The sequence below is a fragment of the Cryobacterium sp. PH31-AA6 genome, from assembly GCF_030063195.1.
In the GTDB taxonomy this organism is placed as follows: domain Bacteria; phylum Actinomycetota; class Actinomycetes; order Actinomycetales; family Microbacteriaceae; genus Cryobacterium.
On the sequence record NZ_JASISS010000001.1, the window covers coordinates 265,962 to 286,621 of the forward strand.

The 20,660-nt window shown below is 68.1% G+C and carries 18 protein-coding genes; 12 read left to right on the top strand and 6 right to left on the bottom strand.

Going from position 1 to position 20,660, the window contains the following annotated elements; genetic code table 11:
• Window positions 1–21 precede the first annotated feature (21 nt).
• Window positions 22–1,677 carry an ABC transporter substrate-binding protein gene (locus tag QMG61_RS01245; protein WP_283492508.1) on the bottom strand — a complete coding sequence of 552 codons (1,656 nt, stop codon included), beginning with the start codon at window positions 1,675–1,677 and terminating at the stop codon, window positions 22–24.
• A gap of 152 nt (window positions 1,678–1,829) precedes the next feature.
• Between QMG61_RS01245 and QMG61_RS01250 the strand changes: the two genes are divergently transcribed.
• The 3 genes from QMG61_RS01250 to QMG61_RS01260 all read left to right on the top strand — a co-directional run bounded on the left by QMG61_RS01250 (window position 1,830) and on the right by QMG61_RS01260 (window position 5,065).
• Complete coding sequence (locus QMG61_RS01250; protein WP_283492509.1) at window positions 1,830–2,480, top strand: TetR/AcrR family transcriptional regulator; 651 nt, start codon at window positions 1,830–1,832, stop codon at window positions 2,478–2,480.
• A 257-nt stretch (window positions 2,481–2,737) separates the two neighbouring features.
• The gene (putP, locus tag QMG61_RS01255; protein ID WP_283492510.1) at window positions 2,738–4,243 is read left to right on the top strand and encodes a sodium/proline symporter PutP; all 1,506 of its coding nucleotides are present in this window, start codon (window positions 2,738–2,740) and stop codon (window positions 4,241–4,243) included.
• 513 nt (window positions 4,244–4,756) lie between these two features.
• Window positions 4,757–5,065: a hypothetical protein gene (locus QMG61_RS01260; protein ID WP_283492511.1), complete on the top strand. Its 309-nt coding sequence runs from the start codon at window positions 4,757–4,759 to the stop codon at window positions 5,063–5,065.
• 186 nt (window positions 5,066–5,251) lie between these two features.
• On the opposite strand, the gene QMG61_RS01265 is transcribed toward QMG61_RS01260, so the two are convergent.
• Genes QMG61_RS01265 through QMG61_RS01275 form a run of 3 tightly spaced genes read right to left on the bottom strand, consistent with a single transcriptional unit; the run spans window position 5,252 to window position 9,910 of the window.
• Window positions 5,252–7,033, bottom strand: coding sequence for an aminotransferase class I/II-fold pyridoxal phosphate-dependent enzyme (locus QMG61_RS01265; protein ID WP_349357680.1), 1,782 nt, complete (start codon window positions 7,031–7,033; stop codon window positions 5,252–5,254).
• Window position 7,034: 1 nt separating this feature from the next.
• Window positions 7,035–7,946 (bottom strand): DUF4231 domain-containing protein, encoded by a 912-nt coding sequence (locus QMG61_RS01270; RefSeq protein WP_283492512.1) that lies wholly within the window; start codon window positions 7,944–7,946, stop codon window positions 7,035–7,037.
• Window positions 7,946–9,910: a hypothetical protein gene (locus QMG61_RS01275; RefSeq protein ID WP_283492513.1), complete on the bottom strand. Its 1,965-nt coding sequence runs from the start codon at window positions 9,908–9,910 to the stop codon at window positions 7,946–7,948. The genes QMG61_RS01270 and QMG61_RS01275 overlap by 1 nt, the downstream gene beginning before the upstream one ends.
• A gap of 236 nt (window positions 9,911–10,146) precedes the next feature.
• On the opposite strand from QMG61_RS01275, the gene QMG61_RS01280 reads away from it, so the two are divergent.
• The 7 genes from QMG61_RS01280 to QMG61_RS01310 all read left to right on the top strand — a co-directional run bounded on the left by QMG61_RS01280 (window position 10,147) and on the right by QMG61_RS01310 (window position 17,293).
• Window positions 10,147–11,658, top strand: a complete 1,512-nt coding sequence (locus QMG61_RS01280) for a DHA2 family efflux MFS transporter permease subunit (RefSeq protein ID WP_283492514.1) — start codon at window positions 10,147–10,149, stop codon at window positions 11,656–11,658.
• A gap of 142 nt (window positions 11,659–11,800) precedes the next feature.
• Window positions 11,801–12,697: an ABC transporter ATP-binding protein gene (locus QMG61_RS01285; RefSeq protein ID WP_283492623.1), complete on the top strand. Its 897-nt coding sequence runs from the start codon at window positions 11,801–11,803 to the stop codon at window positions 12,695–12,697.
• Between the two features lie 4 nt (window positions 12,698–12,701).
• The gene (locus QMG61_RS01290) at window positions 12,702–13,925 is read left to right on the top strand and encodes an ABC transporter permease (RefSeq protein WP_283492515.1); all 1,224 of its coding nucleotides are present in this window, start codon (window positions 12,702–12,704) and stop codon (window positions 13,923–13,925) included.
• Window positions 13,926–13,950: 25 nt separating this feature from the next.
• Window positions 13,951–14,190 (top strand): hypothetical protein, encoded by a 240-nt coding sequence (locus QMG61_RS01295; protein ID WP_283492516.1) that lies wholly within the window; start codon window positions 13,951–13,953, stop codon window positions 14,188–14,190.
• Entirely contained in the window at window positions 14,184–15,593 is a 1,410-nt protein-coding gene (locus QMG61_RS01300) for a wax ester/triacylglycerol synthase domain-containing protein (protein ID WP_283492517.1), read from the top strand. The genes QMG61_RS01295 and QMG61_RS01300 overlap by 7 nt, the downstream gene beginning before the upstream one ends.
• 115 nt (window positions 15,594–15,708) lie before the next feature.
• A complete protein-coding gene (gene rraA, locus QMG61_RS01305; protein WP_283492518.1) occupies window positions 15,709–16,176 on the top strand; it encodes a ribonuclease E activity regulator RraA in 468 nt (155 codons plus the stop codon).
• Window positions 16,177–16,363: 187 nt separating this feature from the next.
• Window positions 16,364–17,293: a putative endonuclease domain-containing protein gene (locus QMG61_RS01310; RefSeq protein ID WP_283492519.1), complete on the top strand. Its 930-nt coding sequence runs from the start codon at window positions 16,364–16,366 to the stop codon at window positions 17,291–17,293.
• Between the two features lie 104 nt (window positions 17,294–17,397).
• On the opposite strand, the gene QMG61_RS01315 is transcribed toward QMG61_RS01310, so the two are convergent.
• Window positions 17,398–18,171 (bottom strand): alpha/beta fold hydrolase, encoded by a 774-nt coding sequence (locus tag QMG61_RS01315; protein ID WP_283492520.1) that lies wholly within the window; start codon window positions 18,169–18,171, stop codon window positions 17,398–17,400.
• Window positions 18,172–18,479: 308 nt separating this feature from the next.
• Between QMG61_RS01315 and QMG61_RS01320 the strand changes: the two genes are divergently transcribed.
• A complete protein-coding gene (locus tag QMG61_RS01320; protein WP_283492521.1) occupies window positions 18,480–19,334 on the top strand; it encodes an alpha/beta fold hydrolase in 855 nt (284 codons plus the stop codon).
• 73 nt (window positions 19,335–19,407) lie between these two features.
• Here the strand turns inward: QMG61_RS01320 and QMG61_RS01325 are convergent, their stop codons facing one another.
• Complete coding sequence (locus tag QMG61_RS01325) at window positions 19,408–20,007, bottom strand: histidine phosphatase family protein (protein WP_283492522.1); 600 nt, start codon at window positions 20,005–20,007, stop codon at window positions 19,408–19,410.
• 160 nt (window positions 20,008–20,167) lie between these two features.
• Between QMG61_RS01325 and QMG61_RS01330 the strand changes: the two genes are divergently transcribed.
• Window positions 20,168–20,572 carry a DUF7715 family protein gene (locus QMG61_RS01330; protein WP_283492523.1) on the top strand — a complete coding sequence of 135 codons (405 nt, stop codon included), beginning with the start codon at window positions 20,168–20,170 and terminating at the stop codon, window positions 20,570–20,572.
• Window positions 20,573–20,660: the final 88 nt, after the last annotated feature.

The window sequence follows — 20,660 nt, forward strand, 5'->3', positions numbered from 1 at the left end:
TCCGCCCCTCCAGGATTCGAGTTACTCGACCGGCTTGAGTTTCGTGAGGATCAGCGGGACGGTGACCTGCAGGGGGTCGGCCGTCGCGTATTGGTCCTTCTCGTTCGGCCAGCCCACGTAGTTGCGGGTGTTGTACTCGCCCAGCACCGGGTGGGTGCCGACCGGGATGACTGGCACGTCATCGACGAAGATGCTCTGGATCTCTCCCAGCGCTGCCGTGCGCTCCTCTTCGGTCGCCGAGGTCGCGTACGTGTCCAGCAGCTCGGTGGCACGCGCGTTGTCGTAGCGACCGAAGTTGTAGTCCACCTCGTCGCCCGTCAGTAGCCAGCGCCCGTCCATCGTGTCGGAGTAGAGGTCGTACGGCGTGGTGCCGCTGTCGGTCCAGTGCATGATGGCGTCGAAGTTGCCGGAGCGCTTGTTGGCCCACCAGGTGTCGGCGTCAGGCGTGTTCACCTTCGCGTCGGCGCCGAGGGTCTTCGTGACCTGGTCGGCGATGAGGCTGATGCCGGTGACGTAGTCGTTCCAGCCCTGCGGAACCTCGAGGGTGAAGGAAACAGGCTCGCCGTCGGGGTCGATCAGGGCCTCCTTGGCCCAGGTGTATCCGGCGTCCGTGAGGAGCGCGCGAGCACCCTTGACGTCCATCGAGAGTTCCTTGCCCTGGTACTTGGTGGCGATGTACTGCTCGCCGACGGGGGTCGGCAGACCGGTCACCGACTCCAGTTGGGGGCCGGCCTTCTCACGGGCGATCTCGGTGTGCGCCGCGCGGTCGATGACCATGTTGACTGCCTGGCGGAACGCCAGGTTGTTGAAGGGCTTCTTCTGGTGGTTGAGGAACAATACGTCGGGCGCCATCACGTTCGCCGCCCAGAAGACGTTGTGGTCGGGGTCCTTGTCGACGAATGCGCTCTTCACATTGGGGATGAACGCCTGCGCCCAGTCGGCATCGCCGCTGGCGAGGGCCGTGGTCAGCGCGGTGTTGTCGTTGTACGAGACGTAGTACAGGGTCGGCACGGCGAGGTCGCCGCCCCAATAATCGTCGCGGGCTTGCATCGTGACTGACTGGCTGCTGAAGTTGTCCAGCGTGTACGGGCCGGTGCCGACGGGCTTGGGGTTGGTGTCCGTGGTCGGGTCAGCCACATCGGCCCAGATGTGCTTCGGAACCATCGGGATGTGCAGAACCTGCGCCTGCTTGACGAACTTCGACTCGGCGAAGGTGAGGACAACGTTCTCGCCGTCCTTGACGATGTCGGTCAGCTGCAGGTTGCCCGTGTCGAACGCGGGAGTATTGCGGATGATGTCGAAGGAGAAGACGACGTCGTCGGCGGTGAATTTCTCACCGTCGTTCCAGGTCACGCCGGAACGTGGGGTGACGGTGAGCTGGGTGTAGTCGGCATTCCATTCGACCTTCTCGGCCAGCCAGGGGGTGGTCTCGTTCTGGCCGACCGCGTTCACCATCGCGAGGGGTTCGAAGATGACGTTCTTGTAGCCGAACTTGTTCGCGGACGAGTCACCCACCCAGGGGTTGTTCGACTCCGTGGCAATCACGCCGTCGGGCTTCGCGATGGTGAGTGCGGCCCCGGCCCCTGGCTGCGAGCCGGGTGCGGCGCCCCCGGCGCAGCCGGTGAGGGCGAGAGCCGCCACCAGTCCGACGCCGATGAAGGTTGATCTGAGCCTCATTGCTACTCCTTATGTGATGCAGCACCATCGGGGTGCTCATTCCGCATTTACTTACTTTCTGGTAAGTAAGTTGAGGCTGACGTTACCAACAAGTCAGTAATATGACAACTGACAGATCTGGGGGTCTCATCGTCGCCGCTGAAAGGAGCACTGTGCCGAACCAAGCCAAAGTCAAAACGCCTCGAACGAGGCCGGAGACACAGCGAAAGCGCAAGGAGATCCTCGACGCGGCCATCGACATCTTCGGCCAAAAGGGCTACGCGAATGGAACCCTTGCCGAGATCGCCGAACAGGTCGATATCACCCACGCCGGAGTGCTCCATCACTTCGGGTCGAAGCAGAACTTGCTGCTCGAGATGCTCACCTACCGCGATGAGACAGACGTCGCGGATCTCGACGAGCATCACATCCCGAACGGGCCGGAGCTCTTCCTGCACCTGGTGCGAACCGCCCTCGTGAACTCGCGGCGCGCCGGCCTCGTGCAGGTCTACACCGTTCTCTCGGCCGAGTCCGTCACGGACGATCACCCGGCGCGCACATTCTTCGAGAATCGGTACTCGACACTGCGAGGCCTGGTCACGGACGCATTCCGCGTATTGTGCGAGCAAGAGGGCGTCACCGAGCCTGCGACGATCGGCGCTGCATCGGCCAGTATTCTCGCAGTCATGGACGGGCTGCAGTTGCAATGGCTCCTGCACCCGAAGGACATCGAGCTCGCGGCGACCAGTGAGTTCGCGATCCGCGCGATCGTGAACGCGGTGCTTCTTCCGGGACCGGAACTGTCCCAGTATCGCCGAGGGTGACGCGGCCAGTGAGTGTGACTGCATATGGCTGCGAGCCATAATCGCAGCGTGGGCACGGGCCGTAAAAAAGGGACGCGTGCTCGAACGGGCGGGCCTGTAGCCGTGCCGGGTCGGCCGCTTCCGATGCGCCCTCGGCAGGCCCAAAGTCTGAGTAGATTCACAGAAAACTGCGATTTCTGCGATAGTTGGTGACTTCCATCGCCCGTATACCGGGCATCCGAGTGCCCGCACGCCAGGCATCCGAATAAAGGACTCCAATGACGGATCAGACTTTCCAGCTAGTGGCGATTGTTTTATACCTCGCCGGAATGATCGCGATCGGCTGGTTTGCCTTTAGGCAGACCAACGATCTTGACGACTACATGCTCGCAGGCCGAGGCCTTCGGCCGGGCACCGCGGCGCTCAGCGCCGGCGCATCAGACATGTCCGGCTGGCTCCTGCTCGGCCTCCCCGGCGCCATCTACGTCTCCGGTCTGGTGGAGGCGTGGATCGCCATCGGCCTCACCATCGGCGCCTGGCTGAACTGGAAGTTCGTGGCCCCGCGGCTGCGTTCGTACACGCAGATCTCGAACAACTCGATCACCATCCCGAGCTTCTTCGAGAACCGGCTCAAGGACACAACGCGGCTGCTCCGCGTGGTCTCCGGCGTGATCATCCTCGTGTTCTTCACGTTCTATGTCTCCTCGGGCATGGTCGCCGGCGGGGTGTTCTTCGAGAACTCGTTCGGCTCCACCTTCCTGACCGGCATGCTGATCGTCGCCGGCGTCACCCTGCTCTACACGCTCTTCGGCGGGTTCCTCGGAGCCACCCTCACCGACGTCGCCCAGGGCATCCTCATGCTGGTCGCTCTCGTGGTCGTGCCCATCGTGGCCCTCAACGCCACCGGCGGCCTCACCGCGACCATCGACTCCATCCGCGAGGTCAACCCCGACCTGCTGTCCCTGACCGCCGGGGGATCCGTGCTCGGCGTCATCTCCGCCGCGGCGTGGGGCCTCGGCTACGTCGGCCAGCCGCACATCCTCGTGCGGTTCATGGCGCTGCGCACCGCGCAGGACGCCAAGGCCGGTCGCCGGATCGGCATCGGCTGGATGATCATCACCGCCCTCGGCGCCATCTCCACCGCGCTGATCGGCATCGCGTACTTCCAGCAGAACCCCGACGTGACCCTGAGCAACCCGGAAACGGTCTTCCTGCTGCTCTCGCAGATCCTGTTCCACCCGTTCGTTGCCGGGCTGGTGCTGGCCGCCGTGCTGGCCGCGATCATGAGCACGATCTCGTCGCAGCTGATCGTCTGCTCCTCGGCCCTTGTCGAGGACCTGTACAAGATCGTCGGCAAGAAGGATGCCTCGGCCAAGCAGATGGTCAACCTCGGCCGTCTCGGCGTGCTGTTGGTGGCTCTCGCCGCCGGGTTGATCGCGCTCAACCGCGACTCGACCATCCTCGAACTCGTCGGCTTCGCCTGGGCCGGCTTCGGCGCGGCCTTCGGCCCCGTCGTGCTGCTCTCCCTCTACTGGAAGAAGCTCTCCACCTGGGGCGCGCTGTCGGCCATGGTCACCGGCGCCGTCGTCGTCTTCATCTGGGGCAACTCCCCGCTGGGCGACGTCATGTACGAGATCGTCCCCGGCTTCATCGCCAGCCTGCTGGTCGCCTTTGTGGTTTCCCTGCTTACCCACAAGCCGTCGGCCGAGGTTGAGGCCGAGTTCGACGCCGCGGTGGAGCAGTCTCACCACCTCTACGAGGCACCGGAGACGGTCGCCAGGTAGCAACCGGTACCACGCAGCACAACACCACGGCACCACCCGTATCGACAGCTGCCCCCGGCCCTTCCTGGCCGGGGGCAGTTTCGTGTGTGTCGGCACGTTCAGGCGTTCTGGGTCCAGTGGGGCGTGCCGCGACCTCGCCGGCGCCATTTCTGAGGAAATGCTTGCGCGGCCGCCGGGTCAGCGGGTACCGTATTTTTTACGCCAACACGACGAGAGGAGGCGCTCATGATTTGTACAGATTTCGCAGGAACAGCCTGCATGACCGCCGGCCCCGTCGGCGTCACCACCGCCTGACCGGCCGCGAGATTCCGCCGCCGTTTCGGTGGTGACACCCTCGATGCCCATACCGAATTCAGCGCACGCCGCGCCTTCGGCCCGATCGCTGCTGCGATCGATTCCCTGACATCGCGCACCTCACGATGTCACCCTTCGCCGCCCCGAGCGGCCCCGTCGGTGCGCGCGCCGGATGCCATCGCATCCGTGCGCCGGCACCGCCACAGTGAGGCATTCATCATGCATACAACCGTGTCGACCAAGCCCGGTCGCCTCGACCACCCGCCGCAACCGCGGCCCGAATCCGCTCCGGAGCGCTCGCAGCTTCGGTCGCGCCACGTGCGCCCGATCGATCGCCTGGCCCTGCACGTGGGCGCTGCCCTGATCAAATGGGGGCGGCGCCCCGCCGCGGTCCGCCCGGTCATCTCCGCCGTTGTGGAGGCCGAAGACTGGGAGGCCGCGCAACGCATCCGCGCGGAACGCGAGCAGGCAACGGAACGCCTGCGCGTGGACCTGCTCAGCTACCGGATGAGCGTTCCGTTCCGATGAGAAACGGTGACGCTTTGCGTGCACGGCGGCCTCCCCGGCCGCCGTGCACGCGTCTCGTCGCAAATCGTGAATTCTCGGAATGCATCCGGGCCGGGCGGGTCACTCTTCGGTTCGTTCGGCGGGCGGTTTCTGTCGCGATGCCCCGCAGTCCGCGCACATCCGTCGTAGAAACGGCGCGACCGGCCGTCAGCCGGCGACGGCGGTGCGGCGTGCGCGGCTGAACGCGTCGGCGAAGAGGGGCAGGCTGCGCTCGATCATCTCCTCGCTCGCGGTCAGCGAGATGCGGAAGAAGCCGGGGGTTTCAAACATCGTGCCCGGCAGCACGAACACGTCGCGCTGGGCGAGATCGTCGGTGAAGGCCGTGTCGTCGGGCGTGGGCGACGTGACGAAGAGGTAGAACGTGCCCTCGCAGGGCGCGACCTGGTAGCCCATCGCGGTGAGCGCGGTGACCATCCGGTCGCGTTTGCGTTGCAGCAGGCCGATATCGATGGAGAATTCCTCGAGCCGGGGGAGCGCGTATTGCAGCGTGGCGTTCGGGTAGATCCAGCCCATCGAGATCTGCAAGGCGGTGATCGTCCCGCGGAGTGCCACGCGGCTGGACAGGCCTGGCGGCAGGGCGAGGTAGCCGATCCGTTCGCCGGGCGCGAGGTGCGTCTTGCCGTAGGTGTACGCGAGCAGGGTGTGCGGGTAGTACTCGGCGGGGCTGTGGAACCGGGCGCCGTCGTAGACGATCCGGTTGTACGCCTCGTCGGAGAGCAGATAGATCCGGCGGTTCAGCCGCTGTGATGCGGCCTCGAGAATGGCCGCGAGCTCGCGGAGAAGCTCCGGCGGATAGATCCGGCCGGTGGGATTGTTCGGCGAGTTGACGATGACCACGCGGGTGCGCGGGGTGATGGCCGCGGCGATGGCGTTCAGGTCGAGGTCGAACGTGGTCGTGTCGATCGGCACCTTCACCGCGGTCAGGCCGGCTTCGATCAGGAGCGGCTCGTAGAGGAACCACGGCGGCAGGCTGTAAATCACCTCATCGCCCGGGTCGGTGACGGTCTTCAGCGCCAGCGCGATCGCGGTGAATGCCCCGGTGGTCAGGTGGATGTCCTCGGGGTCGAACGCGATGCCGGTGAGACGGTTCAGGGCGGCGGATGCCGCGGCCTGCGCCTCAGGGGAGTTCGTCTGGTAGGCGAACCACTCCTCGTTTCTTGGTTCAAGCACGCTGCGCAGCGCGGCGACGTAGGCGGCCGACGGCATCTCGTGCGGATTGCCGAACGCGAAATCGCACACGCCCGGCTGCCGTTGCCGGCTGGCATAGAAGGAGCCGTCCAGATAGGCGGTAAGCATTCTGAAATGGGGGATGCCGGCGAGCGTCGTGGCCCGGTGCGAGGCCGATCCGGACAGGTCGCTCATGTCGGGCCTCCCGGGCTGGTTGCCCGACTGCACCGAACCTGGCAACAGGGCCATTGTGGACTCGGCGGCGGGGGTTGTAAAGAGCGGGCGCCCTCGCACCGCAGGGATGCGCCGCACCGCGGGGATGACCCGCACCGCAATGCCTCGTTCGCGGGCGCGGCCCACGAGGTCTGCCGTTCCGCCCCTGCCGCGCGACTGCTCACCGTCCCAGACCGCCAACAGCAGATCGCAGCGATCCAGCATGGCGAGACCGGCGGCGAGGTAGGCGTCGCTGCCCACGGTGTCGATGTCGAGCGTCTCCACGGTCGTCGCCGCCGCGAGCTGTCGATCGAACGCAGCGCGCGCGTCCGGAGGCAACGTGGCACGGTAGTCACGGCCGGGAACGATCACGTGGAGCTCCCCGCCGAGGCCGAGAACTGCTTCCGCGAAGAACTGATCGGCGCCGGCCGCGAGCGCACTGATTCCGATCAGGGGCGTCGCCACCGTGCCGAGCTCGCTCGCGATCGCCTGACGGAGGCCCGCGGCATCCGCCAGGTCACGATGCCCGGTCACGCCGACGGTGGTCATCTCAGCGTCCGTGGCCGAAGAGGCTCTGCCAACGGGCATGCTCTGCATTGATCGAATCCTCGGCGACGCCGACGAACGCCGGCCAGTCGGCTTCCCCGACGAACACCACCCGGCGTCCGAGGTCGCGCAGGCGAACCGTTTCCTGCCGGTAGGTGCTCGCCAGCATCGAGTGCTGCCGTAGCTGAGACCAGGCCAGAAACGCGGCCGCGAATGCGCTCATCAGCCCGACCAGTTCCGCGGGAGGGCCCGCGAGCACCTGCACGGCCTTGAGGATGCCGAATAGCATGCCGCCGACCTCGGCGACGAGCATGAGAGTGAGCCAGAAACGGGTGCGTTTCGCGTGGTAGCCGGCCTTGGCGGAATACCACCGTTCCTGGTCCCTGATCCGCGCGTCGAAATAGCGGCTGCGCAGCTCGGTGAAGGGGAGGGCCCGGGTCGCGCGCATGTCGTCCGTGACCTCGGAGAACGCGTCGGTGTCTGAACCGCCGTGGATCAGGACGATGTCCTCGCCGAGCGTGGCGAAGGAGTCGACGAAATGAAGCTCCGCGACCGAGTCGGCGGTCTCCCGTCGCTCGTCTCCGGCGTCGGGGTGGGCGCGCTCGAAACCGGGCCCGCCGAACGCGTATCGGTAGCAGAGGGATTTGGAGATTTCGGCCGTCTGACGCGCCGAGTACCACACATCCTCGTCCTTGCGCTGCACCATCAGCAGGCGGAGCAGGAGACTGACTCCGAACAGGGTCGCCGCGATCACGCCGCTCCAGTTCACGGGCGGGCGTTCGGTCGCCAACGGGAAGATGCCGACGAATGCGGCGAGCACGATGAGCGTCAGCTGGGTGCGGTGCATCCGCAGGAAGGCGCGTTGGGTGGCGTTCGCGGTGGTGTCCGCGTCCACGCACAGCGGGGCGAGTTCCATCAGACCGGGACCTTCACCGTCGGAGGGTCGGGCGGGCGGGCCGTCTGCGCGGCGGGCGCGTCGAGTTCGCCCGATTTCAGCGCGGTGATGATTGAGGCGGCATAGGTCCAGTCCCAGCGTCGCCGGGCGCCGTAGCCACGCCACCCCGTGGCCGCCGACCAGGTCAGGATGTGCACCCCGGAGGGTGGCGGGCTGTCGCCGAGCGGCGCGAAAAGCGGCCACTGGGCTGCTCGTGCGCGGAATGCGCCCCAGCGCCGGGCCAATTCCGCCCTCGGCCAGGGGGCGACCACGATCATGAGCCGGAGCTCGTCGGCCCGGTTGGCGATGTGGTCCATCTCCCACTCGAGCCCGGGGCGCACCTCGGCGGGCGTGCCGGCCATCACGACGGCGCGGGCGCCGGCGACCCACTCCCGCACCTGCTCCTGCCAGGCGTCGTCGTTCACCGAGATCTTCGCGGCCCCGAGGTCGGCGAGGCGCTGCCTTCGTGGAGAGATCGCGATGACGGGCCCGAAAAGGCTGAGGTACCGCACGAGCACCTCCTCAAAACGGGGGCGGCCGAACGGGGTCAGCAACTCCAGAAAACCCTTCCGGGACACCGAATTGCGAATCCGCAGCCGATCCTCGTCGAAGCCCCGCAGGTAGAGAAAATACGGCCGGGTGTCGTTTTGGAGGGTCGCCTGCAGGGAGTTGCGGGCCACCCGCTGGCCCAATCGATCGAGGAGGTAGCCGGCGAAGACGGCCAGGAGAATACCCAGGAAGGCGGGACCGAAGTTGCCGCTCCGATCGAGGTAGCTCACGGCTCGCCGGAATTCGGCGTACACCGCAAGGAACGCTCCGGACTGCCGGTCGGCCTCAATCCCCTCATCGACCGTGACGCGGGTCGACCCTCGGTCGGCGAGGAGCTGGATGGTGGCGAATGCATAGAATACGAGGGCCATCCCGGCGAGGGCGTGGGCCGCGCCCCGCAGCAGAGAACCGACCACGCCGCCCATGGTGGGCCGGCCGATCCGGGCCCGGGCCATGCCGAGCAACGGATGCGGCCGCCAGACGAGTCTCAGGACCAGGCCGAACACCGCATACAGCGCGAAGGGTCCGACGAGTGCGAAGGCCAGCAGCCAGAGTCCCGCGTTCATCAGGGCGAACAACAAGTAGAAGTAGGCGACCACAACGCTCACGGTCAGGATCACCCGCCGCAGCACGAGGACGGCGAGCACGCGGCGCACAAGACGGTCGACGGCCGTGAAGTTGCGGTCGTCGGGGGCCGTCGCATAGCCCCGTGATCGTGCCCAGGACAAGATGCGCTGCGGGAGCACGAGCACGAGGAAGATCGCCAGCGGAAAGCCGAACAGGAGGATTCCTGCCAGTTTGAGCAGTTCCATGCCCGTCGTGTCCTCCCGCACCTGGCCGGGCAGGATCGCGGCGATCTCACGCGAATACTCCGCCGTCGACGTGGTGCACGTCTCGATGTCCGCGCGCGGGCAGGTGCGCTGCACGTTGACGTAGACGGACTCCTGTACCCAGGAGCGGGCGACGCCCGGCGTTCCGGCAGCATCCGTGAAGGTCGACACGACGTCGAGTTGGGCGCCGAAGGCGTAGGGCAGCCCTGCCGTGTTCGCCCGGTCGGACCAGGCGCCCCACTTCTCGTCGCGCACCTGGAAGGCCACCTCGGGAGACGTGCAACCCATCCAGAAGATGTGTACCGCCTCGCCGTCGGTTCCCGCCCAGTCCGTTGCGACGCCGACGGGACACCGCGCGGCGTCGACCGTGCCGATCGAGGACGTGCCGGTGAGGGTCCAGGTGTCATCCGGTTGCCAGTCGGCGAGCAGATCGTCGGGCAGCCGGTCGATCGTCGCTACGGAGGCTGCCGTGGCTGCGCCCGCGGAAGTCGCTGGGACGCCGACCGCGAACGCGAGCGGCACACACAACGCCGCAGTCACGAAAAGCCACACGCGGCGTGCGTTCATCGTCGAATCCCGTCGGGTTGGGCCGATGCTACTCCCAGCCGGTCGCGCACGCCAGAAAGTGGTGTGAGCGGCAGCCCGACCCGACCAGGGGGGTGCGGGGACAAATCTTTTCGTCTGCGGAATGCAACCGGCACCCGACCGGTTACCTCCCTGCGTAGCCGTGCATTGGCGCGGTTCTTTCTCCTTCAACGCTTGTCGCACCACATCGTTGCCGCACACCTCGACGGGACCTTCGCATGACCGAAACCGCCACGACCGACACGAATCCCGCAACCGCGGCCACCAGCACGGGCACGGCTGCCGCCGCGCACGAGGCCGCCGCATCCGCCGCCGAGAAGGCCCTCGGCGCCCGCAACCGCCTCGTCATCACCCTGTTGCTGATCTCGACCTTCGTCGTCATCCTCAACGAGACCATCATGGGTGTTGCCCTGCCGCGCCTGATGAGCGACCTGCGCATCACGGCCAGCGCCGCTCAGTGGCTGACCAGCGCATTCATGCTCACCATGGCCGTCGTGATCCCGATCACCGGGTTCCTGCTGCAGCGCTTCAACACCAGGCCCGTGTTCATCGCCGCGATGACCCTGTTCAGCACCGGCACGCTGATCGCGGCCGCCGCGCCCGGCTTCGAGGTGCTGCTGGCCGCCCGGGTCGTGCAGGCCACCGGCACGGCGATCATGTTCCCGCTGCTGCTGACCACGGTCATGACGCTCGTGCCGCCGGCCCACCTCGGCCGAATGATGGGCAACATCTCCATCGTCATCTCGGTCGCCCCGGCGATCGGGCCGACCATCTCCGGCGCCATCCTCAGCGTGCTCGACTGGCGCTGGATGTTCATTCTCGTGCTCCCGGTCGCGCTGACCGCACTCATCGTCGGCGGCATCCTGATGAAGAATGTGACCACCCCGCGCAAGACCCCGATCGACGTGTTCTCGGTGATTCTCTCGGCGCTCGGCTTCGGCGGACTCGTCTACGGGCTGAGCAACCTCGGCGCGGCCTCCGGCGGTATCGGCTCGGTCTCTGGTTGGCTCCCGCTCGCCGTCGGCGCGCTCGGCCTGGCCACGTTCATCCTGCGCCAGCTCGCGCTGCAGAGGCGCGACCGCGCCCTGCTCGACCTGCGCACCTTCCGTTCGCGCACCTTCACCTTCGCGATCGTGATGATGGCCATCAGCATGATGGCGCTGTTCGGCACCATCATTCTGCTGCCGATCTACATGCAGACCGTGCTCGGCCTGCCCGCGCTCACGACCGGGCTGCTGCTCCTGCCGGGCGGGCTCGTGATGGGACTGCTCGCGCCCACCGTGGGGCGGCTCTACGACCGCTCCGGGCCGACCCGCCTGCTCGTGACCGGCGCGGTGATCGTCAGCGCCGTGTTCTGGTCGATGACCCTGCTCGGCACGGACACCGCCCCGGGTTGGGTGCTCGCCGCCCACGTCAGCCTGAGCCTCGGCCTCGCCCTGCTCTTCACCCCGCTGTTCACCGCCGGCCTGGCCGCCGTTCGCCCCGAGCTCTATTCGCACGGCAGCGCCATGGTCGGCACCGTGCAGCAGCTTGCCGGGGCGGCGGGCACGGCGCTGTTCGTGACCGTGATGGCATCCGTCGCCGCGTCGCGGATCGCCGGCGGGGCCACGGATGTCGCGGCCACCGCCGCGGGAATCCACACCGCCTTCCTCTGCGGCGCCGTGATCTCGCTGTTCGCGATTCCCGCGGCGTTCTTCATCCGCCGCACGCCGCCCGCGCCCCAGGTGTAGCCTTTTTCTGGAACGAAATTGGGGGATTCTCGGCATGACGTCATCACTGCTGGCACCACTGCACACGCCAGCCCCTCAGGAACGGCCCGTGGCGGCACCCCGGCACGGCGCCGAACCGCTCGTGCAGATCAGCAACTTCCGGATGGACTTCGGCCGCACCACGGTCATCCGTGATCTGTCCTTCGACATCAACCGGGGTGAGACCTTCGGTTTTCTCGGCTCGAACGGCTCGGGCAAGACCACCACGATCCGGGCGCTGCTGGGCATCTACCAGGCCACGGCCGGGGTGCTGCACATCAACGGGCGCCCCTTCACCCCGGAGGACGGCGCCACGCTCGGTTACCTCCCCGAGGAGCGCGGGCTCTACAAAAAAGAGACCGTGATCGACGTGATGACCTACTTCGGCCGGCTCAAGGGACTGAGTAAGGCCGCCGCAGCCCACTGGTCGCGCGAGTACCTGGAACGGGTCGCGCTCGGCGACAAGGCCAAGGTGCGTCTGGACAAGCTCTCCGGCGGCCAGCAACAGAAGGTGCAGCTGGGCGTCACGATCATGAATGACCCCGAGCTGCTCATCCTCGACGAACCCACCAAGGGCTTCGACCCGGTCAACCGCAAACTGCTGATGGACATCATCGAAGATCAGAAGCGCGCCGGTGCCACCGTGCTCATGGTCACCCACCAGATGGAGGAGGTCGAGCGGCTCTGCGACCGGGTCGTGCTCCTGAAAAACGGCGTGGTGGAGGCCTACGGCACGGTCGAGGCCGTGCAGGACCAGTACGGCGGAACCGTCGTGCGGCTGCAGTGCTCCGGCGAGATCCCGGCATCCCGCCACTACACGGTCACCCGGCGGGGGAGCAGCTACGCCGAACTCACGGTGAGCGGCCCGGTCGACGAGGCCGTCATCCTGCGTGAGCTGATGGATGCCGGGGTCACCGTTCGCGGGTTCACCGCCGGGCGCCCATCGCTCGACGACATCTTCGTCGCGGTGTACGGAGACCAGAACGCCGGCGACACCGCCGACACAGCCGCGGGGGAGTAGAACAATGGCTCGGCACAATCTGGGCACGGTCATCTCCTTCGAGGTCACCCGCACGTTCAAGAAGAAGCAGTTCTGGCTGACGACCCTGCTGGTTCCGGTGGTCCTGGGCATTGTGATCGCGCTCGTCGTCATCTCCAACAACTCAACCGCGAGCATGGTGGACTCCCAGAAGGATGCGGTCCTCACGTTCACCTACAGCGACGCATCCGGTCACATCGACCCGACCATCGCCTCCGCGTTCGGCGGCACCGTGGCGGGCGACGGGGCGCAGGCGATCGCCGACGTGAAGTCGGGCAAGTCAGCGGCCTACTTCGCCTACCCGGCCCAGCCGGCGACGGAGGCCACGATGGTCTACGGCGCCGACCTCGGCATCTTCGACAACGGCAAGTACTCCTCGATCGCCACGGGTCTGATGGTCGCCAGCGCGCAGGCCGAGATCAACGACCAGACCCTCACCGCCCTGGCAAAGGGCTCCTTCCCGGTGGATTCGATCACTTACAAGGACGGTGCGGAGTCCGGCGGCGTCCTCGGCGCCCTCGCGCCCCTCCTCTTCCTGCTGATCTTCTATGTCGTGATCGTGATGCTGGGCAACCAGATGCTCACCAGCACCCTGGAGGAGAAGGAGAACCGGGTCACCGAGATGATCCTGACCACCCTGAACCCGACGACACTGATCACGGGGAAGATCATCTCCCTGTTCATCATCGGGTTGGTGCAGATGATCGTCTTCATCCTGCCGGTGCTGATCGGGTACCTGTTCTTCCGCACCGCGCTGAGCCTCCCCGACGTGGACCTCTCCCAGCTCATCGTGAACCCCGGTCAGATGGTGGTCGGCGCGCTGCTGCTGATCGGCGGGTTCACCCTGTTCATGGGGACACTCGTCGCGGCCGGGGCGATCATGCCCACCGCCAAGGAGGCCAGCCAGGTTTTCGGCATCATGATGGCCCTGGTGTTCGTGCCCCTGTATGCGGCGTCGCTGGTGGTCTCGGACCCCAGCGCGCCGATCGTGCAGATCTTCACGTACTTCCCCTATTCGGCACCGGTGACGGCGATGCTCCGCAACGGGCTGGGGTCCCTGAGCCCCGTCGAGGCAGGCATCGTCATCGCGGAACTCTTCATCCTCGGCGGGATCGTGCTCCGGCTCGCCGTGCAGTTGTTCCGGTACGGCTCGGTCGAGTACTCGAAGAAGGTCTCGCTGCGCACCGTGTTCGCCCGCTCGCGGGGATGACCGTCCGCCGCGGGTCGAGCCTGCGGTGCTCGAGCGAGCGGTGGTCGAGCGTGCGGTGGTCGAGCCTGCGGTGCTCGAGCGAGCGGTGGTCGAGTCTGCGGTGCTCGAGTCTGCGGTGGTCGAGCGAGCGGTGGTCGAGCCTGTCGTGGTCGAGCCTGCGGTGGTCGAGCCTGTCGAGACCACGCCCGTGATGTCGTCAGGCTCACTCACCGCCGACAGCTCTCGGCCCTGGCGCGATCGCGGGTATACGTTCGAGGCATGGTGAAGTCGGTTCCGATTGACCGGGTGAGTGCGGACGACCTGATGTCGCTGGCCACCGAGCGCGGAACGATGCCGACCCAGGTCGGGGCCGTGCTCTTCCTCGACACGACAGCCTGGCGCGATGAACAGCCCCGCGTTGATGCCGCGCGTGCGGTATCGGTGCTCATCGCGCGCCTCCCCGTGGTGCCGCGGCTGAGGCAACGGCTCGTGCCGGTGCCGTTCGGCTGCGGTCGGCCGATCTGGGTCGACGATCCCGCGTTCGACCCGACCCGGCATCTGCACGTCATTTCCTGCCCGGGACCAGGGGGAGAACAGGCAGTACTCGACCTGGCCGCGACGATGCTGGTAGCCCCGTTGCCGCGGGACCGCGCACTGTGGGTGGCCGCCCTCGTGACCGGGGTCGCGGAGCACGAGGCGGCGCTGATCCTCGTGTTCCACCACGTGCTCGCCGACGGCGTGGCCGGTCTGGCTGTGCTGGCCGGGCTCGTGGACGGCGTCGGTGCCGGCGCGGTAGCTGACCCGGACCCCGGCGCGGGTGCCGACTCCGCTCTCGAGACCAGCACGTCCGGGTTTCCGCGGCCGCAGGCATCCGTTCGCCGGCTGGCCTTCGACGCCTGGTCCCGGCGACTCGAGTCGGTGCGGAGGATGCCTGCGCTGCTGCGCCGAATTCGCGCCGCGGCCGTGGAGTTGCGTTCGGTGCGCGTGACCCGCCTGCCGCGCACCTCGCTGAACGTGCCGACGGGCCCGCGCCGGTGCTTCGCCACCGTCACGGTGCCGGTGGACGCGATACGTGCCAGAGGACGAGCCCAGAACGCCACGATAAACGACGTGGTGCTCACCGCGATCGGCGGCGCGCTGCACCGCCTCCTCACCCTGCGGGGCGAGCGTGAGGACCGCTTCATCGTCTCGGTGCCGTTTTCCGAGCGGCGCGGCGCCACGGACGGGGAACTCGGCAACCGCAGCGGGGTGATCCCCATTCGGGTGCCCGGATCCGGCGACCCAGCGCGCCGCCTACGATTCGTGGCCGAGGGCACTCGGGCGGCAAAGCGGTCGGCGCCGGGCGCGACGACGGCGCTGCTCGGACCGTTCTTCCGCCTCCTCGCGCGGGTGGGCCTGTTCCAATGGTTCGTCGACCGGCAGCGACTCATCCACACCTTCGTGAGCAACGTGCGCGGGCCGGAACACCGGCTCGCGGTCGACGGCTGTCCGGTCACCGCGCTCGTGCCGTTGAGCGCCGCGACCGGCAACGTTACGGTGTCATTCGCGGTGCTCTCCTACGCGGGGAGTCTCGTGGTCACACTCATCGCCGACCCGGATGCCTGCCCCGACCTGGCCACGCTGCAGGGGATGCTCGCCGAGGAGTTGGAGAGTGCCGGATGCGGCGGCACCCTCGACCGAACGGAATGATCGAGGGGCGTCGCAGGACAATCCGATGCGCCCCCCGGAGTGTCCGCGGAATCCTGGTGACGTCGGGAGTCGTACGCTGGAGGCACCGCACGTCCGACGAAGCCGAGGGGTACCGATGACCGAGCTCACTGCCGATCTGTACGATGAGCACGGGGAAGACCTCCAGTCCGTCTCCCTCCAGTTCCAGTCGATGGGCGGACGTGCGCGGTTCAGCGGCCCGATTCGCACCGTCTCCTGCTTCGAGGACAACGCCCTGGTCAAGTCCGTTCTCGCCACACCGGGGGACGGGGCCGTGCTCGTGGTCGACGGGGCCGGCTCACTGCGCACCGCGTTGATGGGCGACATGATCGCCGAAAGCGCGGTCGCCAACGGCTGGGCGGGCGTCATCGTCAACGGCGCCATCCGTGACCGGGTGGCGATCGGCGCCCTCGACCTCGGGGTCAAGGCGCTCGGCAGCAACCCGCGCAAGAGCGCCAAGCGGGGCTTCGGGACAGCGGATGCCGTGGTCGAGATCGATGGCGTCAGCTTCACTCCGGGCCGCACGGTCTACTGCGACGAGGACGGCATCCTCGTCGAGCGCTAACCCGCCCGCCCAGCTTGGTGCGCGGGCGTGAGTCGCGCACAAACCACCTTCGCGCGCGGCGCGAGGGTGTAGTCCCCGCGACTCAGCGGGGGACATCCGTGGCTCTGGCCCGACCGCCCACGGCGGAGTGGTGCCCGCCTGTGGAGAGTTGGCGCGGGCATCGCGTGAGTGCGGCATCCTCGAGCGCATGGCAGCTCGCATCCCGCTCCCCGACGAGTTCGCCGGGCGCCCGTTCGCGGTCAGCGAGGCGCTGGCCGATGGCATCGGCCGCTCGCGCCTCGCCGGGCCCGACCTGCAGAGGCCGTTCTGGGGCATCCGCGTTTCCGGGGCGGCCGATGACGACGTCGAGGCGCTCTGCCGTGCACTCTCCCTGCGGATGCCGCCCGGCGCCTTCTTCACGCACGCCACCGCCGCGCAACTCATGCGACTTCCGCTGCCGCGGCGTCTCGAGCTGATGCCGCCGCTGCACGTCGGTGTCGCGGTACCGGCGCGCGCCATGGACGCCAGGGGCGTCGTCGGCCACCGACTTCGGGTCACGCCCGCCGAGCTGGCGGCGTGGGGCGGGCTCCGGCACACGGGGCCGGCGCGCACCTGGTTGGACCTCGCGTCGGCGCTCAGCCTCGTTGAGCTGGTGGCCGTCGGCGACCACATCGTGCACCGGGCGCATCCGCTCGCGACCGTGCAGCAGCTGACGGATGCCCTGGGCCGCTACCCGAGCCGCCGCGGTCTGGTGCGCGCCCGGGTGGCGCTCCCGCTGCTCCGGATCGGGGCGGAGTCCCCGCGTGAGTCGGCGCTGCGGGTGATCATCGTGCTGGCGGGCCTGCCGGAACCCGAGTGCAACGTGAACATTTTCGATTCCGACGGGCGTTTCCTGGCCCGCGGCGACCTGGTCTACCCCGAGTTCAGGCTCGTGCTCGAGTACCAGGGGGACCACCACCGCACCGATCGGGCTCAGTGGCGCCGGGACATCCGTCGCGTGCAGAGTGTGGAGGACAACGACTGGCAGATGTTGCAGTTCACCGACGACGACCTTCGCAACCCGGCCGAGCTCGTGGCGCGCATCGAGCGCCGCCTTCGCGCGCGCGGATGGGCGGGCACGCGCCACCCCCGCCGCTAAGCCCCGCCCTGCGCTCCCGTGCCTGAGTTCCGGAGAACGCACGTTGGGGGGCGCCGCGAAGGTGCTTTGTGCGTAACTCAGCCGCGCTGCGGGGCGCGGCGGGGCTAGCTGAAGAACCCGATGAGTAGCGGCGCGAGCGCGGCCGGGTCGACGTTGTGGTCCTGCGCGTCGAGGGTGAGCCGCCGGGCGCCGGGGATCGCCGCCACTGCAACGGATGCCGCGGTGCCCGCCCACGCCGGACTCTCGGCACCGTCGATGAGCAGGGTCGGGACCGCGATCTTCCCGAGCTCGTCGGCGTCGACCATCCCGTCCCCGACCAGCGCGAGGTCGTAGCGGAGCGTATGCGCCACGGCGAGCATGCCCGGCCACCAGGGCTGCCGGGTCATGGCGGTCACGCCCTCGGGATCGGCGCCGATGCCCACCAGGAAGAGCGTGGCGGCCTTGTCGCGGTCGTCGGCATCCAGCGCGGCCAGCACGTCCTCGCGCCAGCCGAGGGATCCACGCCCGTTCTCCTCGGCGGTGAACGGCGGTTCGTAGGCGACGACCTTCGTGATCGGTAACCCGGTGGCGGCGGCCTCGAGCGTGAGCACGGCACCGGAGGAGTGCCCGTAAACCATCGCGGACCCGCCGGCCGCGGCGATGAGCGCCGCGAGATCCTCGATCTCGCGGGCGATGGCATAAGGCTGCGTGTCGGCGCTGTCGACTCGGCCGCGACGGTCATACACGTGCACGGTGAAGTGCGCGGCGAGCAGCGGAACGAGCGCGCCGGGCGACATCCGGGTGTTGAAGGCCCCGCCAACGATGATCAGGGCCGGCCCCGTTCCCGTCTTCTCAAACGAGATCGTGGTTCCATCGGCGGATTGCACGGTCTGGTACATCGGGGACCCCCTCGGCAGCGGTGCGTTGCATTGCTTCGATTGTGGGGCATCCGCCCGCCTGCCGCCAGCATCATCCGCCCACGCAAGCCCCGCGAGCGCCCAAACGCCGCTGAGTCTCGGAGATCGCACCCTCGTGGTCGCGGGGAACGTGTTTTCTCCGCAACGCAGCCGCCTACTCGGTCGAGTGCGGCACGCGGACCTTGCTGCGCCTGGCGGTCTCCGAACCCTAGGGGGTATCCTCGGCAACACGCTCAGCCGGAGCCGGGCCGCGGCATCCGGAACACTCACACCAGTGAATGGTCGTCCCGATGTCCCACAACGCCCGCGTTTACGGGACCATGACCGGCGGGATGCCCTTCCTCACTTTCGGGGACGGACCTCCGCTGGTCGTGCTCCCCGGGATCAGCTCGAACCATGTGGCACCCTTCGGCGCCCAGCGGCGGGCCCTGGTGCACCAGCTCGGGCCGTTCGCTCGGTTCCGCCGCGTCTGGTGGATCACCCGGCGGCCGGGTCTCGACCTCGATGCGACCATGGCGGGCCTGGCCGGCGACTATGCCCGGGCCCTGACCAGCCGGTTTGCCGGCCCCGTTGACGTGCTGGCCTTCTCGACGGGCGGCAGCGTGGCGCTGCAGCTTGCGGCCGACCACCCGGATGTCGTGCGTCGGCTTGTGATCGTGTCGGCCGCTTACCGGTTGGGGCCACGCGGCGCGCCGACTCAGCAGCGCGTGGCGGAAGAGTTGCGGGCGGATCGACCCCGGCGCGCGGCCGCCCGACTTTTCGGCCTGCTCGGTGCCACCCCGGCAACCCGGTGGGTCTTCGCCGCGCTCGGCTGGCTGGTCGGCCGCGCCGTCTTCCGCCGCACGACGGCCGACCTCCTCGCCACGATCCACGCCGAGGACGGCCTCGATCTGCGCGGACGCCTGCAGGAGATCACCGCGCCGGCGCTCGTGATCGGCGGCGACCGGGACGCCTTCTACACTCCGGAACTCTTCACCGAAACTGCGGCGCGGATCCCGCACGGCAGACTCATTCTCTATCCGGGCAGGGGACATGCCGGCACCCAGGCGGCGCCCGGTTTCGTGCAGGAGGTGCTCGGTTTCCTCGACGGTCGGCCCAGCGCGGGCGCGCCGCCGACCGTGCGCCGCAACCGCCGCCGGGCGTGATCGACACCGCTGGCCGACGGGCATCCGGTTTCGGCCGCCGGGCTTGACCGGTCCGCCTCGGTTGCTTGCCGGGTCAGACCACCGGGTCCATCGAGTTGAGGTGGCAGGCGTCGTTCCACCTCTGCAGCACCCGGGTCTCCCGCTCCCAGCCGAGGGTGGAGACGGTCGCCGTGCCGAGGCTCAGGCGCCGACCCGCGGATGCCGGCAGGCCCATCCAGCGGGCCGTCATGATCCGCAGGAAATGCCCGTGTGCGAAGACGACGACCGGTCCGGGCGCGGCCAGGCAGCGGTCGATGGCGAGGTCGGCCCGAACCCCGACCTCGTCGACGGTCTCCCCGCCGTCGATGGGGGAGGTCCAGACCGACCAGCCGGGGTCCGACGCGCGGATTTCGGCCGTCGTGCGCCCCTCGAACACGCCATAGTCCCACTCGAGAATGTTCTCGTCCGGCATTCCTTGACCGGCGCATCCGGCCCGTTCCATGGTCTCCCAGGCGCGCGTCAACGGACTCGCCAGCACCAGGGAGAAATCATAGCCCTGCAGCATCTCGCCGAGGGCATCCGCCTGCTGCCGGCCGAGGTCGGTCAGCGGGATGTCGGTGCGCCCGGTGTGCTTGCCGGAAATGCTCCACTGGGTCTGCCCGTGTCGCACCATTACGATCTCGCTCAATGCCATCTGGTCCACCCTCGCGTTCCCCGGCGTTGCTCGCCCGTGCAGTCGAGTCTATGCAGGGCGAGTTTTTCGTTCCGACGCATTGTCGGTGGCTGCTGTTATCGTCCCGATCAGCTACTCATCGATACTCACTGACGCTCGTGCCGAGAACAAGGAGAAGACAATGAAGGTACTTGTGGCCACCCGGGCGACTCAGGGCGCGCGGGCACGGGACTTCACCGACTGCATCAACGGCGAACTGGTCTGGGTGATCGATCCCTGCCCGACGAGCCTGCGAAACCCGAATGGCCGGTGCGGCTGCGGCCGATCGTTCACAGGGATGAGCTCCGACGGGTCGACCACCACGGCCGCGGTGCGCGAGATCGCCGACTTCAGCCGGGCCGACTACGAGAGTGCTTTGTCGGCCTGCTTCGACGCCAAGGGCTGGTGCCCCTGCTGCTCCAGCCGCACCGTGGCCGAATATGTCGACGACCTGATCGCGATCGCGGCGCCCTGGCCGGTCGGCGCCGTCATCGGCCGTCGACTGGATGAGTTCAGCCTCCGCGCCCAGTTGGGGCCGGCGACGTGAGCCCGGCCCGCCCGGCGCCGGAACGGCGCCCGGCCCGCCGTCGCCGCATCCGTGCGCCTGGCAGGGCGCCTGGCAGGGCGCGTGGCAG